The organism is Streptomyces sp. 4N509B (genome assembly GCF_052245655.1).
GTDB lineage: Bacteria > Actinomycetota > Actinomycetes > Streptomycetales > Streptomycetaceae > Streptomyces.
Genome location: NZ_JBQQBZ010000004.1, coordinates 1 through 25,075, shown reverse-complemented (window position 1 = coordinate 25,075; position 25,075 = coordinate 1). Strand labels below are relative to the sequence as shown.

Genomic DNA, 25,075 nt, shown 5'->3' with positions numbered 1-25,075 from the left:
CGTTCCCCCACGGGCGGCCACACGTCGCTGTCCCCACCGCTCCCGTCCCGCCGTTCCCGTCCCCACCGTTCCTGTCCCCACCCACCCATCCACCCCCCTCGACGTCCGACACGTCGAGCCCACGAAAGAGGTGCCCATGTCCCCTCGACTGTTCCGCGTGGTCGCGGGCGGCCTGCTGCTGGCCTCGTTAGCCGCCTGCGGCGGCGGTGACGGTGACGACGACGCGGGCGCGTCGTCCGCCACCTCCGGCGGCTCCGCCGGTCAGGACGCCACCGCGCCCGCGGACCCCGGCGACGGCGGCGAGAACGGGGAGGGCGGCGTGGACGACACGCCCGCCGGCCCCGTGGCGGCCGGCGACCCGGTGCACACCGACTTCTCCTCCCCGACGGGGATCGCCTACGCCGAGGACGGCACGGTCTACGTCTCCAACTGGGGGGCGGGCAGCGTCGAACGCATCACCCCGGACGGCGAGCGTTCCACCTACGCCGACGGCCTGGCCTCGCCCGCCGGACTGGCCCTGGACGACGAGGGCGCGCTGTACGTCGCCGCCTACTCGGGCGACGTCGTCCACCGCGTGACGGGCCCCGGCGAGGTGGAGGAGTTCGCCTCCGGCTTCCACACGCCGACCGGCATCAGCTTCGACTCCGAGGGGAACCTGCTGGTCACCAACCGGGCCACGGACGAGATCGTGCGGGTCGCCCCCGACGGCACGAGCAGCGTGGTCGCCGGGGGTCTGAGCACCCCGGTCGGCGTCGCCGAGGGCGCCGACGGCACGATCTTCGTGTCGAACTACGTGGGCGGCGTGCTGTCGCGCATCGAGCCGGACGGGACGGTGGAGACCCACTCGGAGGACTTCGAGGGGCTGGGCGTGGGGATCGTCGTCAACGACGCGAACGAGCTGTTCGTCACCGACCGGCAGGCCGGGGAGATCCGGCGGGTGGCGCCCGACGGCTCGGCGGAGCCGGTGATGACGGGGCTGAGCTCGCCGGTGGCGCTCGGCCTCACCGCCGACGGCGGCCTGGCGACGGCGGCGTGGGGCGACGGCGCCCTCTACGAGATCCCGTAGGCCCGTGTCGTTCCCGGTCCCTCCCGCGCCAGAGATCCCACGCGGCACGGGAGGGGCCGACGGCTCACACCGAGGGACCGACGGCTCACACCAGGGCGGCGGGCTCCGCCGGCAGCACCGGCCAGCCGTGCTCCCTGGCGTGCTCGACCAACGCGGGGTCGACGCCCACGACGTGGGGCCTGCCCACGAGCCGCAGCATCCCGAGGTCGGAGAGGTGGTCGCCGTAGCCTGCGCACTCCTTCGGCGGCACGCGCAGGGCGGTCATGGTCGCCGCCACGGCGGCGGTCTTCGCGTCGCCGATCATGGGCACGGCGACCTCCCCGGTGAGCCGTCCCGCCTCGTCGACGAGGGGCTCGGTGCACAGGACCACGTCCGCCGAGACCTCCTCGGCCACCGGGTCCAGGCAGGCCCGGAACGAGCCGGAGACCAGGCACACCAGGTCCCCCGCCGCGCGGTGGCGGGCCATGGCCGCCACCGTGGCCGCGACGAAGGCGTCCGGCTCCGCCCGGTAGGCCGCGAACCACTCGCGGCCGGCCTCGGTGAGCTCCCGCGACGGCACCCCGGCGAAGTGCCGGTAGTAGGCGCGGTTGATCCGGTCGCGGGGGACGCCGTCCGCGGCCATGGACCTGATCCGTGTCATCACCGCCTCGTAGGCGGCGTCCGACTCGCCGTTCCGCGCCATCCAGAAGCGCAGGAACGCGAACATGCTCTTCGTCCTGATGAGTGTCTCGTCGACGTCGAAGAAGGCCGAACGGCCCAAGGTACTCACGACCCGCCTCACCCCAGTGGTGGATTACCCGGCACGGCAAGGATTTCCCCGGGGTCACCGGCCGACAAGGCGAGGTCGGCCTACCTCTTCGGGCAGCCCGACAGGGCGGCCGGCCGTTCACCACGGCCGGCGGCTCCCCGAGGGGAGGCGGCACGGGTGACGCGACGGGACGCGTTCGTGCCGTGCCGCGAACGCGCCACGGACGCGCCACGAACGCGCCACGAACGCACCGCGGACGCGCCGGCTCAGGACACGACCTGGTGCAGCCAGCGCACCGGCGCGCCCTCCCCCGCGTGGCGGAAGGGTTCGAGCTCGTCGTCCCACGGCTTGCCCAGCAGCTGCGTGATCTCCGCCAGCAGGTCGCTCTCACCCCGCTCGGCCCGCGCCGCCGCCGCCCTCAGCCGGTCCTCGGGAATCATGATGTCGCCGTGCATCCCGGTGACGGCGTGGTAGATCCCGAGCTCGGGCGTGCAGCTGAAGCGCTCACCCTCGCTGGTGGCGCACGGCTCGGAGGTGACCTCGAAGCGCAGCAGCCGGCAGCCGCGGAGCGCCGAGGCGAGGCGGGAGGCGGTGCCGACCTCGCCCTGCCAGGACAGCTCGGCACGCCAGGTGCCGGGCGCCACCGGCTGTCTGGTCCAGTCCAGGCTGACGCGACCGCCGAGTACGGAGGCCACGGCCCACTCGATGTGCGGACAGAGCGCACGCGGCGCGGAGTGCACGTAGAGGACGCCACGCGTCGTCATCGGTGAGTGCTCCTTCTCACCCTCGGATAAGCAACGGCTGACGGGAGGTCATCTCGTACGCTGAGGAGGGGCCCGTCGGGCGCCGGCCAGCGCCGGGACCCAACGTACCGCGCCAGGGCAGGGATGAAGGGGAACGCATGCACCTCCGCCGCCGACCCGTCACCCTGACGCTCGCCGCGACGGCCACGACCGTCGCCGCCGCGTTGCTCGGTGGCACCGCCTGCTCCTCCTCCACGTCCTCCTCCCCCTCCGGCTTCGCCGACTCCTCGCCGTCCTCCCGCGCGCCGGCGGCCCCGGGCTCTCCGGAGGACGGCGGCGAGAGCGGGGGCGGCGGGAGCGCGGCGCGCGAGGGGCAGGCCGCGCCCGCGGAGCAGGACTGGGACACGAGCCCGTCGTCACTGGCGGCGATCGGGGACTCCATCACGCGCGGCTTCGACACCTGTTCGCTGCTGGCGGACTGTCCCGAGGCGTCGTGGGCCACGGGCACCGACGCCGAGGTGGAGAGCCTGGCGCGGCAGCTGCTGGGCGGCGGGAGCCTGGCGGGCCGCACGTGGAACCTCGCGGAGAGCGGCGCGCGGGTCGAGGACCTGGCCGACCAGGCACGGCGCGCGGCCGAGCACGAGCCGCAGCTGGTGACGGTCCTGATCGGGGCGAACGACGCCTGCGCCCGCGACGTGGCGTCGATGACGAGCGTCGCGGCGTTCGAGGACGCGTTCACCGAGGCGGTGACGGCGCTGCGGGAGGGGGCTCCCGAGACGCAGATCTACGTCTCCAGCGTCCCGGACCTGATGCGGCTGTGGCAGGAGGGCAGCCGGTCCTCGACGGCGCGGGCGGTGTGGCAGCTGGCGAGCCTGTGCCCGTCGATGCTGGGCGACGCCGCCGACGACTCGGCGGCGGCCACGACGCGACGCGAGGCGGTGCGCGAGCGCGTCCGGGAGTACAACGCGGTGCTGGCCGAGGTCTGCGCCGACGACCCGCTGTGCCGCTACGACGGCGGCGCCGTGTTCGACTACGACTTCACCACCGAGCACCTGAGCAGCTGGGACTGGTTCCACCCCGGCGAGGAGGGCCAGCGCCAGCTCGCGGCCCTGGCGTACGAGCAGGTCGTGACGGACGTGACGGCCGGCGACTGACGGCCGGCGACTGACGGCTGACGGCAGCAGTCCCGCCGTTCGCCCCGGGGCCCGGCGAGCGGCGTCCCCGGGGCTTCTCCCCGCACTGTTCCGCGCCGCGGGGGCACCGCCCGACGCGGCGCGGGCGCGCGTCGGCCCGAGGGGCCGGCGGCCGACGCCCCCGTGGGGCGCGGAGGAGCCTCACGGGGACGGCTCGCGGGGTGTCGCGACACCCGCCGGGGACGCCGGGACGGCCGCCGGGTCTCCGCCACCGCGGCGGGGCGTGGTTCCCAAGCGGCCCGGAGTGCCGTAACCATTGACAGCGCGAGCCCGCGCTCATTACCGTCACGCCAGCATTTCGAACGATTGACGAAATATCGAACACGACACACATCCGAGACCGAAGGATTTGGCTGCCGTGCGCATCACGGGAATCAGCACGCACGTCGTCGGCACCCCCTGGCGGAACCTCACGTACGTCCAGGTCCACACCGACGAGGGACTGACCGGCGTGGGCGAGACGAGGATGCTCGGGCACACCGACGCCCTCCTCGGGTACCTGCGGGAGGCGGAACGCAACCACGTCGTCGGCTCCGACCCGTTCGCCGTCGAGGACCTGGTCCGCCGCATGAAGTACGGCGACTACGGCCGGGCGGGCGAGATCGTCATGTCCGGCATCGCCTGCGTCGAGACGGCGTGCTGGGACATCAAGGGCAAGGCGCTCGGCGTGCCCGTCTGGCAGTTGTTGGGCGGCAGGGCCGACGCCTCCGACAACCGCGTCAAGGCGTACGCCAACGGCTGGTACACCGTCGAACGCAGCCCCGAGGCGTTCCACGCCGCCGCGAAGATCGTCGTCGAGCGCGGGTACCGCGCGCTGAAGCTCGACCCGTTCGGCACCGGCAGCTTCGAGCTGGACCACGCCGAGTCGCTGCGCTCGATCTCCCTCGTCGAGGCCGTCCGCGACGCGATCGGCCCCGAGGCCGAGCTGCTGGTGGAGATGCACGGCCGCTTCTCCCCCGCCACCGCGATCCGGCTCGCGAAGGAGCTGGAGCGCTTCGCGCCCTCCTGGATCGAGGAGCCGGTGCCGCCGGAGAACCTCAAGGCCCTCGCGAAGGTTGCGGAGAAGACGACGCTGCCGATCGCGACCGGCGAGCGCATCCACGACCGGATCGAGTTCCGCGAGCTGTTCGAGTCGCAGGCGGCCGACATCATCCAGCCCGACCTCGGGCACCTCGGCGGCATCGGCGAGATGCGCAAGCTCGCGGCCACCGCCGAGACCCACTACGTGCTGGTCGCCCCGCACAACGTGGGCGGCTCCGTGCTGACCGCCGCCAGCCTCCAGCTGGCCGGCTGCACGCCGAACTTCAAGATCCTCGAACACTTCAACGACTTCGCCGACGCGGAGATCAAGCGGGTCGTGCGCGGCGCCCCCGAGGTGGTCGACGGGTACTTCACGCTGTCGGACGCCCCGGGCCTCGGCGTGGAGCTGGACACCGACGCGGCGGCGGAGTTCCCGCAGCAGCAGGCCCGGTTCGACCTGTGGGCCGAGGGCTGGGAGAAGCGCGAGGGCACGGGGAAGTGAGCGGCGCTCGATGATCGACACAGGCAGCGGGAGCGGGAGCGGCGGGGAGAGCGACGCGGGCGGCGGGAGCGGCACCGGTGAACGAGGCGGCGGACAGGGCGGGCGGAACGGGCCGAGCGGGCCGAGCGGGAGCGACGGGCGTGGGGACGGCGGCGCGCGCAGCGTCGTCGTGGACCGGCCCGGCACCCACCGCCTGGTGCACGGCGAGGTCCCTCTCCCGGGCCCGGGAGAGGTCCGGGTGGCGGTGCACGCCGCCGGCGTCTGCGCCTCCGACCGGGAGCTGTACGACGGCACCCGCGCCGCCGACTACGTGCGCTACCCCGTCGTCCCCGGGCACGAGTGGTCCGGCACCGTCGACGCCCTCGGCGCGGGCGTCGACCCGGCGCTGGCCGGCAGGAGGACGGTGGGCGAGGGCTTCCGCGCCTGCCGGCACTGCGAACGCTGCCACGCCGGCGAGACCAGCCTGTGCACCGCCGGGTACGAGGAGACGGGCTTCACCCAGCCCGGCGCCTTCGCCGACTACCTGGTGCTGCCCGCCCGGCTGCTGCACCCGCTGGCCGACGACGCCGACCTGACGGCCGCCGCCCTGCTGGAGCCGGCGGCCGTGGTCGCCGCCGCCGTGCTGCGGGCGGCGCCGCGCGCCGCCGAGCGGATCGCGGTGGTGGGCGCCGGCACGCTGGGCCTGCTGGCGGTGCAGCTGCTGGCCGCCTCCTCCCCCGCGGAGCTGCTCGCGCTCGACCCGCGCGGGCAGGCGCTCACGCGCGCCGCCGCCATGGGCGCGACCGTCACCGCCACCCCGGCCGAGGCGGACGACCTCCACGGCGCGTACGACCTGGTGGTGGAGACCGCCGGCGCGGCCGGCACCGCCCAGGCGGCCTGCCTGCTGGCGCGGCGCGGCGGGCGCGTGGTGCTCACCGGCCTGCCCGAGCCGGGCGCGCACGGCATCGACCCGATCCACCTGGCGTTCAGCCAGCTGACCGTGGCGGGCGTCTTCGGCGCGACGCCGGCCGCCTGGTCGTACGCCACCCGGGTCTTCGGGCAGGGCCTGCTCCGGCCCGCCGAGCTGATCACCCACCGGCTGCCGCTCGCCTCCTTCGGCGAGGCCGTCGCCCTGGTCGGAGGTGGGGACCCTGAGGTGGGCAAGGTGCTCCTGATGCCCTAGCCGTCACCCCGCGCGGCGGTCGGCATCTCTCAGCGTGGAGCGTTGCGGACCTGGCGAAACCGTGACCTGTCGAATTCTTTCGAAACCAAACCCACTCACCTACGGTTCCAACAATCCTGAACGGAGCACTGCGCATCGTGTCTGAGTCCGCCTCTGCCACACCACGCCGACCGGGCGAGGCCGCGCTGGCCTCGCTCGGCTACGCAGCCCCGGCGGACGACCCCGCCGACGCCTCTCCGCACGCCTTCCCCGACGGCGGCCGATGGCGCACCGAGATCCCCTCCGTCGAGGGCCCCGAGGCGCTGCACGCCGTGTTGAAGGAGGCCGCCCAGCTGGGCGTGCCGGTCCACCGCGTCAGCCAGGGCAGCGGCGTGTGGATGCTGACCGACGCCGAGATCACCGAGATGGTCGACGCCTGCGCCCAGGCCGGCGTCGAGCTGTGCCTGTTCACCGGGCCGCGCGGCACCTGGGACATCGGCGCCGGCACCAGGACCCTCTCCGGCGGCGCCGGGCTGCGCGCCCGCGGCCAGAGCGCCGTCGCCGGCTGTGTGGAGGACGCGCTGCGGGCCAGCGAGCTCGGCGTGCGCTGCCTGCTCGTCGCCGACGAGGGGGTGCTGTGGGTGCTCAGCCGGCTGCGGGCGAGCGGCGTCCTGCCGGCCGACACCACGTTCAAGGTCTCCGCCCTGGTCGGCCCGGTCAACCCGGCGGCCGTCGCGGTCCACGAGGGCCTCGGCGCCGACTCGGTCAACATCCCCTCGGACCTGACGCTGGAGCACCTCACCGAGATCCGCCGGGTCAGCCGCGTGCCGCTCGACTTCTACCTGGAGGCCCCGGACGACCTCGGCGGCTACGTCCGGATGTACGACGCGGCCGAGCTGATCCGCCGCGGTGCGCCGATCTACCTGAAGTTCGGGCTGAGCAAGGCGCCCGGCATCTACCCCTACGGCGCCCACATGCGTGACGTCACCCTGGACACCGCCAGGGAGCGCGTGCGCCGTGGCCGCCTCGCCCTCGACCTGCTGGCACGCCTCGGCTCGGACGGCCACATGGCCGCGCCGGGGTCCCGGCTCCCCGGCCCGCTGCGGCGCTTCCCGTCGCCCGAGACCGCCTCTCCCGAGTCCGCCGCCCCGGCGGTCCCCGCCCCCACGTCCCCGGACGCGACGCGTCCCTGACCCCGCGTCCCCGACCCCACGTCACCGAACCCTCCGCACGTGCGCCACATCCGAGTCCTGACGAACCGCGCCACCAGGCTTCGACACCCGAAAGGCTCCCGAGATGTCTCGTTCCCGAACCACCCGCCGCGTCACCGCCGCCGTGGCCACCGCCCTCACCCTCTCCCTGGCCGCCAGCGCCTGCGGTCAGGACTCCGAGGGAGGCTCGGAGAGCAACGGCGGAGGTGACGGCGGCGGCACCGTCGGCATCGCCATGCCCACCCGCTCGTCGGAGCGGTGGATAGCCGACGGCGACAACATCGTCCGGCTCTTCGAGGACGCCGGCTTCGAGACCGACCTCCAGTACGGCGAGGACCAGATCGACAACCAGATCAGCCAGATCGAGAACATGATCGCGCAGGGCGTGAACCTGCTGGTGATCGCCGCCATCGACGGCGCCTCGCTGGGCAACGTGCTCCAGCAGGCGGCCGACGCGGACATCCCGGTCGTCGCGTACGACCGGCTGCTGATGGAGACCGAGAACGTCGACTGCTACGCCACCTTCGACAACGAGCAGGTGGGCCAGCTCCAGGGGCAGTACATCGTCGACCAGCTGGGTCTGGAGGAGAACCCGGACGAGACGTTCACCATCGAGCTGTTCGCCGGCTCCCCCGACGACAACAACACGCGGTACTTCTTCAACGGCGCGATGAACGTGCTCCAGCCGTACCTCGACAGCGGCCAGCTGGAGGTCCGCAGCGGCCAGACCGACCTCAACCAGGTCACGACCGAGCGGTGGGACGGCGCCACCGCCCAGGAGCGGATGGACGACATCCTCACCGCCGACTACCGCACCGAGCGCCTGGACTCCATCCTCTCCCCCTACGACGGCATCTCCCTCGGCGTGCTCTCCTCCGTCAAGAGCGTGGGCTACGGCACGCAGGACCAGCCCTTCCCCGTCATCACCGGCCAGGACGCCGAGATCGCCTCCGTGAAGTCGATCATCGCGGGCGAGCAGACCCAGACCGTCTTCAAGGACACCCGTGACCTCGCCACGCAGGCGGTGGCCATGGGCGAGGCCCTGCTCGCGGGCGACGAGTGCGAGGCCAACGACACCGAGAGCTACGACAACGGCGTGAAGGTGGTGCCCTCCTACCTGCTGGAGCCGGTCAGCATCGACGCCTCCAACTGGCAGACCCTCGTCGACGAGGAGTACTACACCGCCGAGGAGCTGGAGAACTGACGGCGGGCGGCCCAGGCCGGCGATCGGAGACCAGGAGCGCTTGAGTCATGGCACCACCACAGCCACCACCGTCAGCACAGCCACCACAGCCACCACCGTCGCCCTCGGAGTTCGTCCTCCAGATGCGCGACATCACGAAGACCTTCCCCGGCGTGCGGGCGCTTGACGGCGTCAGCATGTCGGTGCGGCCCGGCGAGATCCACGCCGTCTGCGGCGAGAACGGCGCGGGCAAGTCCACGCTGATGAAGGTCCTCAGCGGCGTCCACCCGCACGGCTCCTACGACGGGGAGATCCTCTTCGAGGGCCAGCCGTGCCGCTTCCGCGACATCCGCGCCAGCGAGCGCCGCGGCGTCGTCATCATCCACCAGGAGCTGGCGCTCGTCCCGCAGCTGTCGATCGCCGAGAACATCTTCCTCGGCAACGAGCGCACCCGCCGCGCCGGCCTGATCAGCTGGTCCGACACGCTGCGGGAGACCGAGCGGCTGCTGCGGCGGGTCGGCCTGACCGGCGAGCGCCCGCAGACGCGGATCTCGGAGATCGGCGTCGGCAAACAGCAGCTGGTGGAGATCGCCAAGGCCCTCGCCAAGGAGGTCCGCCTCCTGATCCTCGACGAGCCGACGGCCGCGTTGAACGACACCGACAGCCGCAAGCTGCTCGACCTCGTGCGGGACTTCCGCGACCACGGGATCTCCTGCATCCTCATCTCGCACAAGCTGAACGAGGTGCTGTCGGTCGCCGACGCGGTGACCATCCTGCGGGACGGGCGGACCATCGAGACCCTGCCGGTCCGCCCCTCCCCCGGCGCGCCGGCCGAGCTCACCGAGGACCGCATCATCCGCGGCATGGTCGGCCGTGAGCTGACGCAGTACTTCCCCGACCGCACCCCGTACACCGGCGAACGGGCCGGGCAGGTGGCGCTGTCGGTCTCCGACTGGACCGTCCGCCACCCCCTCGACTCCTCGCGGCGGGTGGTGGACGGCGCCTCGTTCGAGGTGCGGCACGGCGAGATCCTCGGCATCGCCGGGCTGATGGGGGCCGGCCGCACGGAGCTGGCGATGAGTCTGTTCGGCCGCTCCTACGGGCGGTACGAGCGCGGCCGGGTCGCCCTCCACGGCCGGGAGGTCTCCACCAGAACGGTGTCCGACGCCGTCCGTCACGGCATCGCGTACGTCACCGAGGACCGCAAGACCTACGGGCTGAACCTCATCGACACCATCAGCCGGAACATCTCGCTGGCCTCCCTGCCCCGGGTGGCCCGGCGCGGCCTCGTCGACGAACTCGCCGAGACCCGCGTGGCGGAACGGTTCCGCACCTCGATGAACATCAAGACGCCGACCGTCTTCGAGCAGGCGGGGCGGCTGTCGGGCGGCAACCAGCAGAAGGTCGTGCTCAGCCGCTGGATCAACGCCGACCCGTCGGTGCTCATCCTCGACGAGCCCACGCGCGGCATCGACGTCGGCGCCAAGTCGGAGATCTACGGCGTGATCGACCGGCTGGCCGCCGAGGGCAAGGCGATCGTGCTGATCTCCTCGGAGCTGCCCGAGCTCCTCGGCCTGTGCGACCGGATCTGCACCATGGCGGCCGGCCGCGTGACGGGCGTCCTCGACCGCGCCGATGCGACCCAGGAGTCGCTGATGCGCCTGATGACGGCGAGCCGCCCGGTCACCACCCCGCTCGCCGAGGACCCCGCCGACACCGTCCCCACGGCCGGCGGCGCCGACACCGCCGGCTCCTCCGACACCGCAACGGAAGAAGACTGACGCCATGGACCAGGCCACCCTTGGCAAGAAGGAGGCCGGCGGCCCGCCACCGCCCGGCACGTCCTCCGAGGCCCCGCGTGACGCCCTGAGCGTCCTGCTGCGCAACGTCCGCACCAACATGCGGCAGTACGGCATGCTGCTGGCGCTGGCACTGATCGTGATCGTCTTCCAGGTGTGGACCGGAGGCGACCTGCTGCTGCCGCGGAACGTCAGCAACATCATCTCCCAGAACGGCTACATCCTGATCCTGGCGATCGGCATGATGATCGTCATCATCAACGGCCACATCGACCTGTCGGTGGGCTCCGTGGCCGGCTTCTGCGGCGCCGCCGCCGGCGTGATGATGGTCGACCACGACATGCCCTGGCAGCTCGCCTTCGTCATCGCCCTCGCCATCGGCGCGGCGGTCGGCGCCTGGCAGGGCTTCTGGATCGCGTACGTCGGCATACCGTCGTTCATCGTCACCCTCGCCGGCATGCTCCTCTTCCGCGGAGCGACGCGCATCATCCTCGACGGCGAGTCCCTCTCGCCGTTCCCCGGCGGCTTCAACGACATCAGTCAGGGCTTCCTCCCCGAGGTCGGCCCGGAGACGAACTACCACAACCTCACGGTGCTGCTCGGGATCGCGGTCTGCGCGGTGGCGGTCCTCCAGGAGTGGCGCAAGCGGCGCCAGCAGCGTCTCTACGAGCTCCAGGTGCTGCCCACGGGCCTGTTCCTGCTCAAGTGCGCCGCGATCGTCGCCGCCGTCATGGCGTTCTCCATGACCCTGGCCAGCTACCGCGGCACCCCCGTGGTGCTGCTGATCCTCGGCGGCGTGCTGATCCTCCTCGGCTTCGTGATGCGGAACGCCGTCATCGGCCGGCAGGTCTACGCGCTGGGAGGCAACCGACAGGCCGCGCAGCTGTCGGGCGTGAAGGACGCGCGCGTCACCTTCCTGGTCTTCGTCAACATGGGCGTGCTGGCGGCTCTCGCCGGCTGCGTCTTCACGGCCCGGCTGGGTGTGGCCACCCCCGGCGCGGGCAACCTCTTCGAGCTTGAGGCCATCGCGGCGGCGTTCATCGGCGGCGCCTCGATGAGCGGGGGCGTGGGCACCGTGCTCGGTGCCGTCATCGGTGGTCTGGTGCTGGGCGTGCTGGACAACGGCATGCAGCTCGTGGGCATCAGCGAGGACTGGCAGCAGGTCGTCAAGGGCCTGGTGCTCCTCGCCGCGGTCGCCTTCGACATCTGGAACAAGCGCCGGGCCACCTCCTGACACACGCACGGCAGCAACGCACGGCAGCAACGCACGGCAGTACACGCACGGCAGCAAGCTGACCACCTCACGAAGGAGCCGCGAATCCCATGTCCACCACGAGAAGAGCCGTCATCACCGGCGCGGCGGCGGCCGGCCTGAGCGCCGCCGCCGCGGCCGGTGCCCCGGCGGCTCACGCCCACGGCGCCGGCCACGGCGGCGGCCACGGCGGCGCGCCGCGCCGCGAGCTGTTCGGCCGCCTCGCCGACGGCACCGAGGTCCACCGCTGGACGCTCAGCAACGGCGGCACCCGCGTGAAGGTGCTCTCCCTGGGCGGCATCGTGCAGTCCCTGGAGCTCCCCGACCGCGCCGGCCGCTACGCCAACGTCTCGCTCGGCTTCGACACCCTCGACCCCTACGTCACCGACTCCCCGTACTTCGGCGCCCTCATCGGCCGCTACGGCAACCGCATCGCCGAGGGCCGCTTCACGCTGGACGGCACCACGTACCAGCTGCCCCTCAACGACGGGCCCAACAGCCTCCACGGCGGGGACATCGGCTTCGACAAGCGGGTGTGGGAGGTCACGCCCAGCGGTCGGTCCGCGCTGGTGCTGCGGTACGTCAGCCCCGACGGCGAGATGGGGTACCCGGGAACCCTCGACGTCGAGGTCACCTACACCGTCACCGACGACGGCGCCCTGCGCATCGACTACCTCGCGACCACCGACGCCCCCACCGTCGTCAACCTCACCTCGCACATCTACTTCAACCTGGCCGGGGAGGGCAGCGGCGGCGTCCACGACCACCGTCTGAGGATCGCCGCCTCCCGCTTCACCCCCGTGGGCGCCACCCTGATCCCCACGGGCGAACTGGCCGACGTGGCGGGCACCCCGTTCGACTTCCGCCGGACCAAGGCGGTGGGCCGCGACATCCGCGTCAGCCACCCGCAGGTGCTCCACGGCCAGGGCTTCGACCACAACTTCGTCCTGGACAAGGGCATCACCGAGGAGCCGGAGCCGGCCGCCAGCGTCCACGAGCCCATATCGGGCCGCACGATGGACGTCGCGACGACCGAGCCGGGCCTGCAGTTCTACTCGGGGAACTTCCTCGACGGCACGCTGGTGGGCACCTCGGGGCTGACCTACCGTCAGGGTGACGCGCTCTGCCTGGAGACGCAGCACTTCCCCGACTCGCCGAACCAGCCGGGCTTCCCGTCCACGGTCCTGCGTCCCGGGGACACCTACCGCTCCACCACGGTCCACACCTTCGGCACCCGCTGAGCGGGGCCGCCCGCGTCACCCGCGTGGCCGCCCGTCGCCGGTTCGTCCGGCCGCGGGCGGCCACGCCGCGTCCGGGTCGGGTGCCGGCTCCGATGCCGGCTCGGCTGCCGGCTCCGGTGCCGGCTCCGCGTCGGGGCCGCGCACGGACGCCCACACCCGGTCGGGCAGCAGCCGCAGCGCCTCGTCGAGGTCGAAGCCCGGCACCCCGTCCAGCCACCGCGTCACCGCGACGGTCACGGGGCCGACCACCAGCGTCTCCAGCACCGCTGGCGGCATCGGCCGGATGCCCGCCGCCCCGAGGTGCGGCGCCAGCGCCTCCAGCAGCAGCCCGAGCCGCGCCTGCCGCCCCTCGCGCAGCCGCGCGGTCTGGGGGCGCAGGTACCCGGCGTAGGGCGAGGCGTGGATGATCCGCGCCCGCACGGCGTGCTCGCCCGACCAGCGCAGGTACGCCGTGACGCCGTCGCGCACGGCGGCGCGGGGGCCGTCGGCGGCGCGCACCGCCGCGGTGACCGCGTCGAACAGGTCCTCCAACGCGCGCGCGTACAGTTCGGCCGCGAGTCCGTCGAAGCTGCCGAAGTGGTGGTAGAGGCTGCCGACGCTCACGCCCGAGGCGTCGGTCACCGCCGTCAGCGTGAAGCCCTCGGGCCCCGCCTCGTCGTACACCGCGAGCGCGGCGCGCAGCAGCCGCTCGACCGTGTCACGGCCGCGCCGTTGCTTCGGCGGCGCCTGAGCCTGGGTCCGCTCTGCCACCGTTCGTCTCCGACCTCTCCACGGTCTTCCACGGTCACCAACCAGCCCGCGTCGAACACTTGTTGACGTCGGAACACAATCTAGAGAGTATTTCTAGAAAGCCGTTCCAGAAAACTCCGGAATTCTACCGGCTGGTTCGGGTTCTTCTCGGGGGAGGGGTTCGTGATGGAGGATCTGGCGGCCTCGGATCCGCGCACGCTGGGCCGATACCGCGCGTGCGCCGTGCTCGGCGAGGGCGGCATGGGCCGCGTCCTCCTCGCCACCGGTCCGCGCGGCGCGCTCGTCGCGATCAAGCGCGTCCACGACCACCTCGCCGGCGACCACGAGTTCCGCAAGCGCTTCCGCCGCGAGGTGGCCGCCTCCCGCCGCGTCACCAGCGAGCACACCGCGCCCGTCGTCGACGCCGACACCGAGGCGGCCGTCCCCTGGCTGGCCTCGCAGTTCGTCCACGGCCCCTCGCTGCGCCAGGCGTTGGACGCCGTGGGCTCGCTGCCGCAGGACGCCGTGCTGCGGCTCGCGGCCGGCCTCGCGGCGGCCCTGCGCGACATCCACGCGGCCGGCCTGGTTCACCGCGACCTGTCCCCGTCGAACGTGCTGCTGGCCGACGACGGCCCGCGCGTCATCGACTTCGGCATCGTCCGCGCCGCCGAGGGCCAGTCCACGACCCACCGCCACACCATGACCACGACCGTCACCCACACCGGCATGGTCATCGGCGCGCCCGGTTTCATGTCGCCCGAGCAGGCCGAGGGCCGCGACCTCACCTCCGCCAGCGACGTCTTCGCGCTCGGCACGGTCCTGGTGCTCGCCGCCACCGGCGCCAACCCGTTCGAGGGCCGCGGCATCCCCCAGACCCTGTACAACGTGGTCCACGCCACCCCCGACCTCGGCACCCTCCCGGCCGGGCTGCGCCGCGTCGTCGAGCCCTGTCTGGCCAAGGACCCCGAGGCCCGGCCCGACGCCTCGGGCGTCCTGGACCTGGTGGGCCGCCTCCCCGAGCCGGCGCCGCCGGCCCGCGTGTGGCCCGGCGCCGTCCACGCCCTCACCGAGGCGCAGCGCGACGAGGTCCGCCGCCGCCTCCCCGGCTCCGACTCCCCCACCGTCACCGTCCCGTCCGCGCCCACCCCGACCCTCGTCACGACCCCGCAGCCGCCTCCCTCCTCCCCCACGACGCCCGCCGCTCCCCCGACGCCGCCGCCCCCCGCCCGGCCGCGGCGGGCGAGCCCGGCGGGGGCCCTCCTCACGGCCCTCGCCATCGTCGCGGCCGTCGTCTTCGCCGTCGCCCAGTCCTCCGACGACAGCGACGGCGGCTCCGAGGCCGGCGCCACGCCCGACCCCTCTCCGTCGTGGACCGCCGAGGACGACGACTCCCCCGACTGGGACCCCGACGCCGACATCGACGACACGGACACCGACGAGGCCACCTTCGAGCCCGAGCCGGACCCGGAGCCCACCACCCCGGAGCCGGACCCGGTCGAACTGGCCGTCGAGGGCGACTGCTTCCACAACCACGGCACCATGCGCAACATGGAGCTGGAGCCCACCACCTGCGGCGACGGCGCCTTCGAGGCCGTCAGCATCATCGACGCCAGCACCGACCCCGACGACTGCCAGGGCACCGAGGACGCGGACTGGGCCATCAACTACCCCTCCTTCGGGCGCACCCTCTGCCTGAGCTACCACCACGCCAACGGCACCGCGTACCACGCCGAGGTCGGCGACTGCGTCTACGGGCCGAAGGAGGGCGGCTCCTACTGGACGGAACAGGACTGCCAGACGGGGAACTTCACCGTCGTGGGCGTCTACGACGGCCGAAGCTCCTGGGACCACTGCGACGGCCAGACCTGGCACCACGGCCGGCACTACACGGTCGGCGGCTGGCCCGCGCTCAACCGGCGCCTGTGCCTGACGATGAACTACCCGGACGACGCGGGCCGCGCCAGCGTCGACCACTGCATGGTGATGTCCGAGTCGGGCGGCACCCGCTCCTTCCACTTCGCCGCCGACTGCGCCTCGGCCAACGTCATCGTCACCGGCCGCACCAGCACCTACAACGACCCCGGCTTCTGCGGCAACGACGGCTCGACCTGGTGGCAGAACCCGGACTTCCCCGACCTGGGGTACACGATGTGTTGGCGCTGGCTCTGACCCGGGCACGGCCCACGGGCCGTGCCCGTCGGCCACAGCGGGCTCGCGACGCCCCGCGACACCCCCGGCCAGGTTGTCGTCGGCCGCCAGCCCGCCACCCTTAGCATGGCCGCGTGGAGACCATCGAGGCCCTGATACCGGCCGCCCTCCAACCCGACGTCGACGCGCTGGTGGAGGTGGATCCCGAAGAGCTCGCCCGGTACGTGCTGGAGACGAGCCACCCGTGGTGGCGCCGCGAGCCCTGCGCCGCGGCGCTCGCCGGCAGGGTGCCGGAGGCGTTCGTGCCGGCGCTGCTCGACCTGGTGCGGGACGACGGGGACGTGACGGAGGTCCGCGTCGCGCTGCTCGGGGTTCTCGCGCACCGGGCCGAGTTACTGCCGTGGCTGCGGGACCCCGGCTCCACCACGAGGTCGTCCTTCGGCCTGGCCGAGGCGATCCTCAGGGCCCGTGGCCTGGCCGGCGACCTCACCGCCGCCCGCCCGCTGGCCACCCTCGCCCACGACGAGTGGCGCCGCTGGCGCCTGCTCGGCGAGGAGGGGCTCGACGCGCTGCTCGCGCACCACGGCGCCGAGGCGCTCGCCGCCGAGGTGGGCGAGGAGCGACCCGAGGACCGGGCGTTCCTGGTCCGTCTCCGCCACCGCCGGGGCGGCGACGTCACCGACGCCCTCGCCGACCCCGACGTGCGCGTCGCCCACCTCGCCCACGAACGCGTCGACGACCCCGACCGCCTGCGCCGTTTCCTCGACCGGGCGCCGACGACGGAGGCAAGCCTGTGGGCGGCCTGCGCCCTCCACCGCCTCACCGGCGACCGCTCCGAGGTCCGCGCGATCCACAGGGCGCTGGGCCGCCCCCGGGTCGAGGTCGACGGCCTCCCCGAGGACGTCCGCTCCGCGATCGTCCACGCGTACGTGCCCCGGTGCACCACGCGCACCGATCCGCGCTGGCGCGTCGAGGCGATCTGCACCGTCGCGCCGCCCCGGCCCCACACGTCGTGGAGCTTCCGCGCGAGCACGGTGCTCGTCGGCAGGGCGTTCATCCCCCGGCCGCCCGTCCCCTGCGGCGAGCTGCACGGCTCGGGCGGGGGCACCTACGACGTCATCGCCTACCGCGGCGGCGCGATATCCGTGAGTTCCCTCGGTCCGTTCGTCAGCGGCGAGGACCACCCCGCCGGCCCGCGCCGGTACCTGGAGGCGGCCGGCTTCCGCTGGATCGAGGAGCCCCTCGCCTCGCTCACCGTCACGGGCCTGTGCGTCTACTTCTTCGGCGATCGCGAGCCGCTTCCCGTGCGCGACCTGCTGTTCTACTGGCAGGACTGACGTCGGGCCGAGCGCCGGGACCGCGCCGGGACCACACCGGGACCGCTAGCCCTCCTCCATCACCCGCCTGAGCGCGTCCAGGTCGGCCCGGACCGCCGCCGCGTCCCGCTCGAACTCCTCCTCGCTCATCCCGGGCCGCCGCCGCACGGTGAACACCACCTCGCAGCCGTCGCCGTCCGGGAGGACCCGCATGGGGTTGTGGACCGTCTCGCCCGAGGGCAGCGTGACCGCGTGGTCGAGGACGCCGAACGCGTTCCTCGGCGCGAACACCACCACGGCCCGCCCCATGGGCGAGTCCACGAGCCACCGCCCGTCCTCGCCCTCCTCGACGGAACGGGCGAGCCCGGCCGCCCAGACGGTGAGGTTGTGGGGGTCCGCCGCGAAGTCGTAGACGTGCTGGAGGGGCCGGTCGACATGGGTGCTGATGTGCCGTGAGCGCGGGTTCGTCGCATTCATGACGCGACGTTACCGCGCCCGGCGCGGGGCGCGCGGGGGGCACGGCCGCGCGGTACGGCCGCTGGTACGGCCACGTTTCGGCCCAGTAGTCCTAGCTCAGACACCAGGGGACAAGTAACTCGCCGGTAGGTTTCTGTGGCTCGGATTCGCCGTTGCCCGGCGTCGGGATGCTCGTTGAGCCGTCTGGGCGAAGGGCTGGAAGGTCGACGGCGAAGGGGCGGGGTGTGCGGCAGGAGTGGTCGCCGGAAGACGTGGTGGCGTGCTGGACGCTGGTGACGGCGACTGGGACTTGGTGGCGAACAAGTCCGGCCCGACCCGGCTGGGCTTCTGCCTGATGCTGAAGTTCTTCGAGATCGAGGGCCGGTTCCCGGAGTTCGTCGAGGAGTTCCCGCAGCCGGCGGTGGAGTACGTGGCTGAGCTGGTGAAGGTGCCGGCGGGCGAGCTGGCGGAGTACGACCTGCGGGGTCCGAAGCGGCATCGGAAGCAGATCCGCGAAGCGCTTGGGTTCCGGCCGGCGACGCTGGCGGATGAGGAGTCGCTGACCGTCTGGCTGGCGGCGGAGGTGTGCCCGGTCGAGCTGGTGGCGGAGGGCAACGACGAGGGCACCGCGCTGCTGGCCGCGCTGAAGCGGGATCCGGGCGCGGTGGGACTGGACTCGCTGCTGACGGAGATCACCAAAGTGAACGCCGTGCGGGAGCTCGGGCTGCCGGCCGAGTTGTTCGCGGACTGTTCGGAGAAGATGCTGTCCCCCTGACGGGCGCGGGCGATCACGATGTATCCGTCGGACTTCCGTGACACCGCCGAGGACGTGCAGATCACGCTGCTCGCGGCCCTGTGCTGGTCGCGGCAGACGGAGATCACCGATGCCCTGGTGGAGTTGCTGATCTCCCTGGTGCAGAAGACCAACACCCGGGCGGAGCGGCGGGTGGAGAAGCAGCTGCCGGCGGAGCTGAAGAAGGTCCGCGGCGCCGGCTGCTGCTCGCCCTCTTCGCCCTGGGCACGAACATGGGCATCCGGGCGATCGTGGCGACCGTCGAACACGGCGAGACGGAGGCGGCGCTGCGGCACGTGCGCCGGCACTTCATCACCGTCGACAACCTGCGCGCCGCCGTGACGAAGCTCGTCAAGGCCACCTCCGACGCCCGCGACACCGCATGGTGGGGCCAGGGCACGGCGTGCGCGTCGGACTCGAAGAGGTTCGGGTCCTGGTCGTCCACCTTCATGACCGAGTATCACGCCCGCTCCGGCGGCAACGGCGTGATGATCTACCGGCACGTGGAGATGAAGAACGTCTGCATCTACTCCCAGCTCAGGAGCTGCTCGTCGTCCGAGGTCGCGGCGATGATGGAGGGCCTGCTGCGACACTGCACCGACGTCGAGATCGAAGCCAACTACGTCGACACCCACGGCGCCTCCGTGGTCGGGTTCGCCTTCACCGAGCTGCTGAACTTCCGGCTGCCGCCGAGGTTGAAGAACATCGGCAGCATCCGCCTGTACCGCCCGGACGACGCCCCGCCGGGCTGGCCGGCCCTCGGTGCTCCCCTGACCCGCACGATCAAGTGGGACCTGATGGCACAGCAGTACGGCCAGATGGTCAAGTACGCCACCGCGCTCCGCCTGGGCACCGCGGAGTCCGAGCAGGTCCTGCGCCGCTTCACCCGCGGCGGCCCCAAGCACCCCATCTACCAGGCACTCGAAGAACTCGGCCGCGCCGTACGCGCCATCTTCGCCTGCGACTACCTCGCCAGCCCCGACCTGCGCCGTGAGATCCACGGCGGGCTACAGGTCGTGGAGAACTGGAACAGCGCGAACACTGTGTTCCACTACGGCAAGGACGGCGCTCTGACCGGCCCGGACAGAGAACACGCCGAAACCTCGATGCTCGCCCTGCACCTGCTGCAGTCCGCGCTCGTCCACGTCAACACGCTGCTGCTGCAGCAGGCCCTCGCCGAGCCGGCCTGGACAAAGAGGCTCTCGGACGAGGACCGGCGCGGCCTGACCGCGCTGTTCTGGTCCAACGTCAACCCTTACGGCACCTTCCGTCTGGACATGGACACGTGCCTCGACCTGGGGCTGACCGTGCCTGGCCCCCCGCACGCCGGCGGATGCCGCCACCCGAACGACGACGGAGCCACGATGACCGAGCACCCGGAGCAGTACGGACGCTGGACGGGCGCCGAGGGCGTCACCTTCAGCGACGGGCCGAGTTGGCCATCGCCTTCGCCCTGCATGCCCTGAACGAGGTCTCCAAGGCCGTCACGCCGGCGCCCGGCGCGACGGTGCTCACCATCGCGAAGGCGGACGGCACCCGGCTGGGCCAGTTCACCGCCGACGGCTGGCCGGCCGTGCTGCCCACCCGCCCGGGGATGAGACTTGCCATGGCGCTAGATAACGGTTATCTATATGGATAACGGTTAGGGAGGTGTGTCGTGCAGCAGGAAGTCGTGCTGGCACTTTTGGCGAAGGAACCCTCGCACGGGTACCAGCTGCGGACCCGGCTCCGTCACGCACTCGGCCCGCTCGGACAGTCGCTGAACGCCGGGCAGATCTACGTCACGCTGACCCGGCTGGAGAAAGCGGGCCTGGTGGTGTGCGAGCGGTCGGCCGGTGCGGCGGACCGCCCGGACCGCAAGGTGTACACGCTGTCCCCGGCCGGGCAGGAGCGGGTGACCGAGTGGCTGGCGGAGACCGGGTGGCCCAAGCCCGACCTGGCGGCGTTCCACCTCAAGCTGATCGCGGCCGCGGCTGCCGGCTTGGCCGACCCGCTGAGCATCGTGGACACGCAGCGCCGCGAACTGCTGCGCCGGCTGCGCGACGCGCAGCGGGCCGCGTTGGCCGAGCCGGAGCACTCGGACGCGGCACTGCTACTGGAAGGCGTCGTACTGCGGCTGCAGGCGGATCTGCGCTGGCTCGAGGCATGCGAACAGAACTGGACAGGTCGAGGGAACAGATCATGAACGACAGGGCGGTACTGCGCGCCCGCGGACTGCGCAAGGAATACGGCAAGGGGACGGGTCTGGTGCGCGCCGTGGACGGCGTCGACCTGGACGTCGCTGCAGGCGAGACGGTGGCGGTGATGGGGCCGAGCGGCTGTGGGAAGTCCACGCTGCTGCAGCTGCTGGGCGGCCTCGACGGGCCGAGCGGTGGGGAGGTGTGGCTCGCCGGGCGACGCATCGACCAGCTGGGTGAGAGGGCGCTGGGGCGGATGCGGCGCACCGATGTGGGCTTCGTCTTCCAGGCCTTCCACCTGATGGAGGAGCTCACGGCTGTGGAGAACGTCGAGCTGCCGGCGTTGCTGGCCGGACGCTCGCCGCGGGCGGCCCGCCGACGGGCCGTCGAACTGCTGGAGCGGGTCGGGCTCGCCGACAGGGCCGACTTCCTGCCCTCCGCGCTGTCCGGTGGCCAGCGCCAGCGGGTCGCAGTCGCACGTGCGCTCAGTAATGAGCCGGCCATCGTGCTCGCTGACGAACCCACAGGGAATCTCGACAGCGCCGCCGCCACCGAGGTCCTGCGGCTCTTCGAGCGCCTGCACGAGGCCGGGCAGACGCTGGTCATCGTCACCCACGACGCGCGGATCGCGGCCACCGCGGACCGGTTGATCTCGATGCGCGACGGCGCGTTGGTCGACGAGACCCGGTTGACCGGTGGCAGCTCCGGGCAGCTCGGTGCCTTCGTCGGCCTGGAGGGCTGAGAGCGATGGGACGCATCCTGTTCGTGGCCCGGCTGGCCCTGCGTGACCTGCAGCGGCGGCGCACCGAGGCCGTGCTGCTGCTGATCGCCATCATGGCGGCCACCACGACACTGACCCTCGGGCTCGTGCTGCGCGACGCGGCCAGCGACCCGTATGAGACCACTCGGGCGGCGACCAACGGCCCAGACGCGGTCGCCTACGCGGCTGACCTCTCCCGCCTGCAGCAACTGGCCACCGCCTCAGGAGTGACCGCACACAGCGGACCGTACCCCGTCACCTCGGAGAAGCTCCAGGCGTCCGGCAGGACGTCGGATGTGCAGGTCATCGGGCGCGACACCGCCGAAGTGGCGGTCGATCAGCCAGCGGTGACGAAGGGCAGCTGGGTCAGCGGCGGCGGCGCGGTACTCGAGGCCGCCTTCGCCGACTCACTCGACGTGGGCGTCGGCGACACGGTGACCCTGGGCGGCGGGTCGTTCGAGGTCGTCGGCGTCGCGGTCACGGCGGCCAGCCCGCCGTACCCGGGGACGTCCTGCTTCGTTACCGTCGGCTGCATCCACGGCGCCATCCCACAGGACCAGAACCTGCCCACGGAGCTGCTGCACAACCCCGGGCTGGTCTGGCTCACTCAGGCGGACGTGCGGAGCCTCGCGACCGACCCGAACTCCCTGTCCTATGTGATGAACCTGAAGCTGGCCGATCCGGCCGACGCCCAGGCGTTCGTCGACAGCTACGGCGGCGACGGCTTCGTGCAGAGCTGGCAGAGCATCCGCTCCGACGCTACCGACCTGGCCAAGGACTCCCAGATCCTGCTGCTGATCGGCGCCTGGCTGCTCGGCCTGCTCGCCGTGGCCAGTCTCGCCGTGCTCGTCGGTGGCCGAATGGCCGACCAGACTCGGCGTGTCGGACTCCTCAAGGCGATCGGCGGCACACCGGGGCTGGTCGCCGCCGTGCTGCTCGCGGAGTATGTCCTCGTGGCCCTCGTCGCCGCCGCGGCCGGGCTGGCGATCGGCGCGCTGACCGCTCCGCTGCTCACCGAGTCCAGTGCCGGACTCGTCGGCAGCGCGGGGACGGCGTCGCTGACCGGATCCACGATCGTTGTGGTGACCGCCGTGGCGCTCGGGGTCGCGGTGGTGGCCACCGCCGTCCCGGCCATGCGCGCGGCCCGCTCCAGCACGGTCAGCGCACTGGCCGACGCGGCACGTCCGCCGCGGCGCACCGGCTGGCTGATCTCCGCCTCAAGGCAGATGCCCGTTCCACTGATGCTCGCGCTGCGGGTCGCCGCCCGCCGGCCGCGACGGGTGGCGCTGGGCGTGGCCAGTATCGCGGTCACGGTCAGCGGGATCTACATCCTGCTGGTCCTCAACACCTTCCTCAGCTCTCAGACGCAAACCGGCGGATACACCGAGGACCAGGTGCAGACGCTGCGGCACGTGCTCCTGGTCTGGACGGTCATCCTGCTCTCCCTGGCGGCGGTCAACGCGATCGTCATCACCTGGGCGACGGTGCTGGACAATCGGCACGCGTCGGCGCTGACGCGGGCCCTGGGCGCCACGCCTCGTGAAGTGAGCACGGCACTGGCCATCGCGCAGGTGCTGCCCGCGCTCGTCGGGGCGATCCTGGGCATCTTCCCGGCCGGCTGGATACTGCTCGCCGGCATCAACGCGATCACCGGCGCCGACAGCGACAACGCCGCGCTTCCCGCACTCTGGCAGCTGCCCGCCCTGGCGCTGGCAACCGTGCTCGTGGTGGCGGCGCTCACCGCGGTCCCCGCCCGCCTCGGCGGCCGCCGCGCCGTGACCGAGACCCTGAAAGCCGAGCTCGCATGATGCGAGCAGGTCTGCTGGATCTTGCCCATGGTCCGGTGGTTTCCGGGAAGGACAGCCCATACGGAGACCACCACGTGAAGGCCGTCGCCATCGCGGTGCACGTGATCGTCACGGTCAACTGACACAACGCCGTTGGAAGACGGACTGTTTCAGGCGTTCGCCTGTGAAACAGTCCGTCGCCGAGGCACTCACCTGCGGCGATCATGTTTCATGAGCTGTTGCGAACGGCGGGCCTTCTGCAACACCTTCATGAAACGATCCGGGGGTGAATCCGGACCCCCACGCGCTCGTTGAGGCGCACGCCTGCCCGATGTCGTCCTGCGCCGCCCCGGCCGGCTCGCCGTGCCGAACCGGCAAGGGCAAGGTGGCCGTGAAGTACCACACCGCGCGCTTCCGCCTGGTGCCTCAGCTCGCCAAGACCCTCACGTCCCCACCCCGCCCGTACGCTCGATCCCTCGCGAAGGCCGGGGTCACCCGCGTCATCGCGGAGCGGATCTCCACCCGGGCCGTGAAGCGGCCCGAGCTGGACAAGGCCGTCACGCTCGCGCGGGAACTGCGCGCCTCCGGCGTCGCGGTAACGCTGGTCGTACACGAGCACAAGCGCCTCGGCCGCGGTATCGATCTCGCCACCCTCGCCGAGGAGCTCAAGGCGTTCGAGGTCGGGCGGAGTTCCTCACCGGCGAGTTGCAGGGCTCCCACGACCCTTCCGGGGTGGTGTTCACCGTGCTCGCGGCGCTGTCAGGGATGGAGCGCGAGTAGATCCGCGACCGCACCCTGGAGGGCCACGAGTCCGCCCGTAAGCGCGGCAAGACCATCGGCGGCGCCACCGTCGCCGACCCGGACATGCTCGCCATGGCCCTGCACTACCGGGATCAGGGGCTGAGCTTGCGGGACATGGCCGCGAAGCTCGTCATCACCACGGGGAAGAAGGAGGGCCAACACCCCTCGCCGGCCACGGTCATGCGGATGCTCCGCAACCACGACGAGCAGACCGCAGAGGTAGCTTCGAGCGCCTGAAGCTACCGGCGGGTTATTTGTCCCCTGGTGTCTGAGCTAGGACTACTGGGCCGTTTCGGCGGGGTTGCGGGTCGAACAAACAGCCTAGTACGGTTCCCGGTGTACTGGGCCGCGATCGGGGCCCGGGGGCTGCTTCGAAGAACATCGTGGTCCGGCGCGTTTCCCGCGAAGACGTGCGTCGGCAGGTGTATGAGTCCAGTCTCGGTGGCGTTGTCTCTGCCGCCTTGACGGGCGGGGCCACTCTGCAGGCTGGCGCCTTCACATGGAAGGTTCCCCCACACACCATGCGCTCTCATCGAAAGCGGCCCTGGGGATGGGCCGCGGCGGTCTTCCTGGCTGTCGCGAGTCTCGTCGTCACCACCCTCACCACGCAGGTGGGCGCTGCCAGCAGCCCCACGACCACCGCCTCGCCGTTCCAGGGGGCCGTCGAGGACGACGGCGCCGACTGCCCCGTCTCCCCCGGCTCGCCGATCTCCAGCTCGCAGCTGCCCGACCCGTTCGTCACCCAGAACGGCACGCCCGTCACCACCCAGGAGCAGTGGCGGTGCCGGCGGGCGGAGATCCGGGAGATGGCGGAGCGGCACGTCTACGGTGACAAGCCGGCGCCGCCGGACAGTGTCACGGGGACCGTGACGAACAGCCAGGTCACGGTGAACGTGTCGGACAACGGCCGCAGCGCCAGCTTCTCCGCCTCGGTCTCGCTGCCCAGCGGCACCGGACCCTTCCCCGCCGTGATCGTCTACGGCGGCTTCGGCGCCGACACCACCACCAT

Annotated in this window: 24 protein-coding genes; 20 read left to right on the top strand and 4 right to left on the bottom strand. The window is 72.3% G+C overall.

The genetic code is table 11. The annotated features are described in order from the left end of the window. Positions 1-136 precede the first annotated feature (136 nt). A complete protein-coding gene (locus ACTWP5_RS06120; protein WP_443219705.1) occupies positions 137-1,066 on the top strand; it encodes a Vgb family protein in 930 nt (309 codons plus the stop codon). A gap of 85 nt (positions 1,067-1,151) precedes the next feature. Here the strand turns inward: ACTWP5_RS06120 and ACTWP5_RS06115 are convergent, their stop codons facing one another. Together ACTWP5_RS06115 and ACTWP5_RS06110 are read right to left on the bottom strand one after the other, a co-directional pair. Beyond that, complete coding sequence (locus ACTWP5_RS06115; RefSeq protein WP_443219704.1) at positions 1,152-1,835, bottom strand: HAD family hydrolase; 684 nt, start codon at positions 1,833-1,835, stop codon at positions 1,152-1,154. A 245-nt stretch (positions 1,836-2,080) separates the two neighbouring features. Continuing rightward, positions 2,081-2,578 (bottom strand): DUF3145 domain-containing protein, encoded by a 498-nt coding sequence (locus ACTWP5_RS06110; protein WP_443219703.1) that lies wholly within the window; start codon positions 2,576-2,578, stop codon positions 2,081-2,083. A 137-nt stretch (positions 2,579-2,715) separates the two neighbouring features. Here ACTWP5_RS06110 and ACTWP5_RS06105 point away from each other — a divergent pair, with 137 nt between their 5' ends. The 8 genes from ACTWP5_RS06105 to ACTWP5_RS06070 all read left to right on the top strand — a co-directional run bounded on the left by ACTWP5_RS06105 (position 2,716) and on the right by ACTWP5_RS06070 (position 13,099). Beyond that, positions 2,716-3,711 (top strand): GDSL-type esterase/lipase family protein, encoded by a 996-nt coding sequence (locus ACTWP5_RS06105; protein ID WP_443219702.1) that lies wholly within the window; start codon positions 2,716-2,718, stop codon positions 3,709-3,711. A 397-nt stretch (positions 3,712-4,108) separates the two neighbouring features. Then, positions 4,109-5,272 (top strand): mandelate racemase/muconate lactonizing enzyme family protein, encoded by a 1,164-nt coding sequence (locus ACTWP5_RS06100; RefSeq protein ID WP_443219701.1) that lies wholly within the window; start codon positions 4,109-4,111, stop codon positions 5,270-5,272. A 10-nt stretch (positions 5,273-5,282) separates the two neighbouring features. Further along, positions 5,283-6,434 (top strand): zinc-dependent alcohol dehydrogenase, encoded by a 1,152-nt coding sequence (locus tag ACTWP5_RS06095; protein ID WP_443219700.1) that lies wholly within the window; start codon positions 5,283-5,285, stop codon positions 6,432-6,434. Positions 6,435-6,571: 137 nt separating this feature from the next. Continuing rightward, a complete protein-coding gene (locus tag ACTWP5_RS06090) occupies positions 6,572-7,606 on the top strand; it encodes a hypothetical protein (RefSeq protein ID WP_443219699.1) in 1,035 nt (344 codons plus the stop codon). A gap of 103 nt (positions 7,607-7,709) precedes the next feature. Further along, positions 7,710-8,828, top strand: a complete 1,119-nt coding sequence (gene chvE, locus ACTWP5_RS06085) for a multiple monosaccharide ABC transporter substrate-binding protein (RefSeq protein ID WP_443219698.1) — start codon at positions 7,710-7,712, stop codon at positions 8,826-8,828. Between the two features lie 47 nt (positions 8,829-8,875). Next, the gene (gene mmsA, locus ACTWP5_RS06080; RefSeq protein WP_443219697.1) at positions 8,876-10,588 is read left to right on the top strand and encodes a multiple monosaccharide ABC transporter ATP-binding protein; all 1,713 of its coding nucleotides are present in this window, start codon (positions 8,876-8,878) and stop codon (positions 10,586-10,588) included. A gap of 4 nt (positions 10,589-10,592) precedes the next feature. Continuing rightward, positions 10,593-11,840, top strand: a complete 1,248-nt coding sequence (gene mmsB / locus ACTWP5_RS06075) for a multiple monosaccharide ABC transporter permease (protein ID WP_443219696.1) — start codon at positions 10,593-10,595, stop codon at positions 11,838-11,840. A gap of 89 nt (positions 11,841-11,929) precedes the next feature. Then, on the top strand, positions 11,930-13,099 hold the full coding sequence (locus tag ACTWP5_RS06070) for an aldose epimerase family protein (RefSeq protein WP_443219695.1): 1,170 nt from the start codon (positions 11,930-11,932) through the stop codon (positions 13,097-13,099). 15 nt (positions 13,100-13,114) lie between these two features. Here the strand turns inward: ACTWP5_RS06070 and ACTWP5_RS06065 are convergent, their stop codons facing one another. Continuing rightward, positions 13,115-13,849, bottom strand: coding sequence for a TetR/AcrR family transcriptional regulator (locus ACTWP5_RS06065; RefSeq protein ID WP_443219694.1), 735 nt, complete (start codon positions 13,847-13,849; stop codon positions 13,115-13,117). A gap of 165 nt (positions 13,850-14,014) precedes the next feature. On the opposite strand from ACTWP5_RS06065, the gene ACTWP5_RS06060 reads away from it, so the two are divergent. Together ACTWP5_RS06060 and ACTWP5_RS06055 are read left to right on the top strand one after the other, a co-directional pair. After that, positions 14,015-15,997, top strand: coding sequence for a serine/threonine protein kinase (locus tag ACTWP5_RS06060; RefSeq protein WP_443219943.1), 1,983 nt, complete (start codon positions 14,015-14,017; stop codon positions 15,995-15,997). 113 nt (positions 15,998-16,110) lie between these two features. Then, positions 16,111-17,313 (top strand): hypothetical protein, encoded by a 1,203-nt coding sequence (locus tag ACTWP5_RS06055; protein WP_443219693.1) that lies wholly within the window; start codon positions 16,111-16,113, stop codon positions 17,311-17,313. 45 nt (positions 17,314-17,358) lie between these two features. On the opposite strand, the gene ACTWP5_RS06050 is transcribed toward ACTWP5_RS06055, so the two are convergent. Then, entirely contained in the window at positions 17,359-17,769 is a 411-nt protein-coding gene (locus tag ACTWP5_RS06050) for an SRPBCC family protein (protein WP_443219692.1), read from the bottom strand. 259 nt (positions 17,770-18,028) lie between these two features. On the opposite strand from ACTWP5_RS06050, the gene ACTWP5_RS06045 reads away from it, so the two are divergent. The 9 genes from ACTWP5_RS06045 to ACTWP5_RS06005 form a co-directional block, all read left to right on the top strand. Further along, complete coding sequence (locus tag ACTWP5_RS06045; RefSeq protein ID WP_443219691.1) at positions 18,029-18,523, top strand: DUF4158 domain-containing protein; 495 nt, start codon at positions 18,029-18,031, stop codon at positions 18,521-18,523. Between the two features lie 251 nt (positions 18,524-18,774). After that, positions 18,775-20,007: a transposase gene (locus tag ACTWP5_RS06040; protein WP_443219690.1), complete on the top strand. Its 1,233-nt coding sequence runs from the start codon at positions 18,775-18,777 to the stop codon at positions 20,005-20,007. Continuing rightward, positions 19,977-20,180, top strand: a complete 204-nt coding sequence (locus tag ACTWP5_RS06035) for a hypothetical protein (RefSeq protein ID WP_443219689.1) — start codon at positions 19,977-19,979, stop codon at positions 20,178-20,180. The genes ACTWP5_RS06040 and ACTWP5_RS06035 overlap by 31 nt, the downstream gene beginning before the upstream one ends. 18 nt (positions 20,181-20,198) lie before the next feature. After that, positions 20,199-20,726 carry a PadR family transcriptional regulator gene (locus ACTWP5_RS06030; RefSeq protein ID WP_443219688.1) on the top strand — a complete coding sequence of 176 codons (528 nt, stop codon included), beginning with the start codon at positions 20,199-20,201 and terminating at the stop codon, positions 20,724-20,726. Continuing rightward, on the top strand, positions 20,723-21,460 hold the full coding sequence (locus ACTWP5_RS06025) for an ABC transporter ATP-binding protein (RefSeq protein WP_443219687.1): 738 nt from the start codon (positions 20,723-20,725) through the stop codon (positions 21,458-21,460). Before ACTWP5_RS06030 ends, ACTWP5_RS06025 begins: the two co-directional genes overlap by 4 nt. Before the next feature lie 71 nt (positions 21,461-21,531). Further along, positions 21,532-23,286 carry an FtsX-like permease family protein gene (locus ACTWP5_RS06020; protein WP_443219686.1) on the top strand — a complete coding sequence of 585 codons (1,755 nt, stop codon included), beginning with the start codon at positions 21,532-21,534 and terminating at the stop codon, positions 23,284-23,286. A gap of 310 nt (positions 23,287-23,596) precedes the next feature. After that, on the top strand, positions 23,597-24,169 hold the full coding sequence (locus ACTWP5_RS06015) for a zinc finger domain-containing protein (protein ID WP_443219942.1): 573 nt from the start codon (positions 23,597-23,599) through the stop codon (positions 24,167-24,169). Next, positions 24,130-24,303 carry a hypothetical protein gene (locus ACTWP5_RS06010; RefSeq protein WP_443219957.1) on the top strand — a complete coding sequence of 58 codons (174 nt, stop codon included), beginning with the start codon at positions 24,130-24,132 and terminating at the stop codon, positions 24,301-24,303. Before ACTWP5_RS06015 ends, ACTWP5_RS06010 begins: the two co-directional genes overlap by 40 nt. 284 nt (positions 24,304-24,587) lie before the next feature. Beyond that, positions 24,588-25,075: glucuronyl esterase domain-containing protein (locus ACTWP5_RS06005; RefSeq protein ID WP_443219685.1), on the top strand; the 488-nt coding region annotated here is incomplete at its 3' end.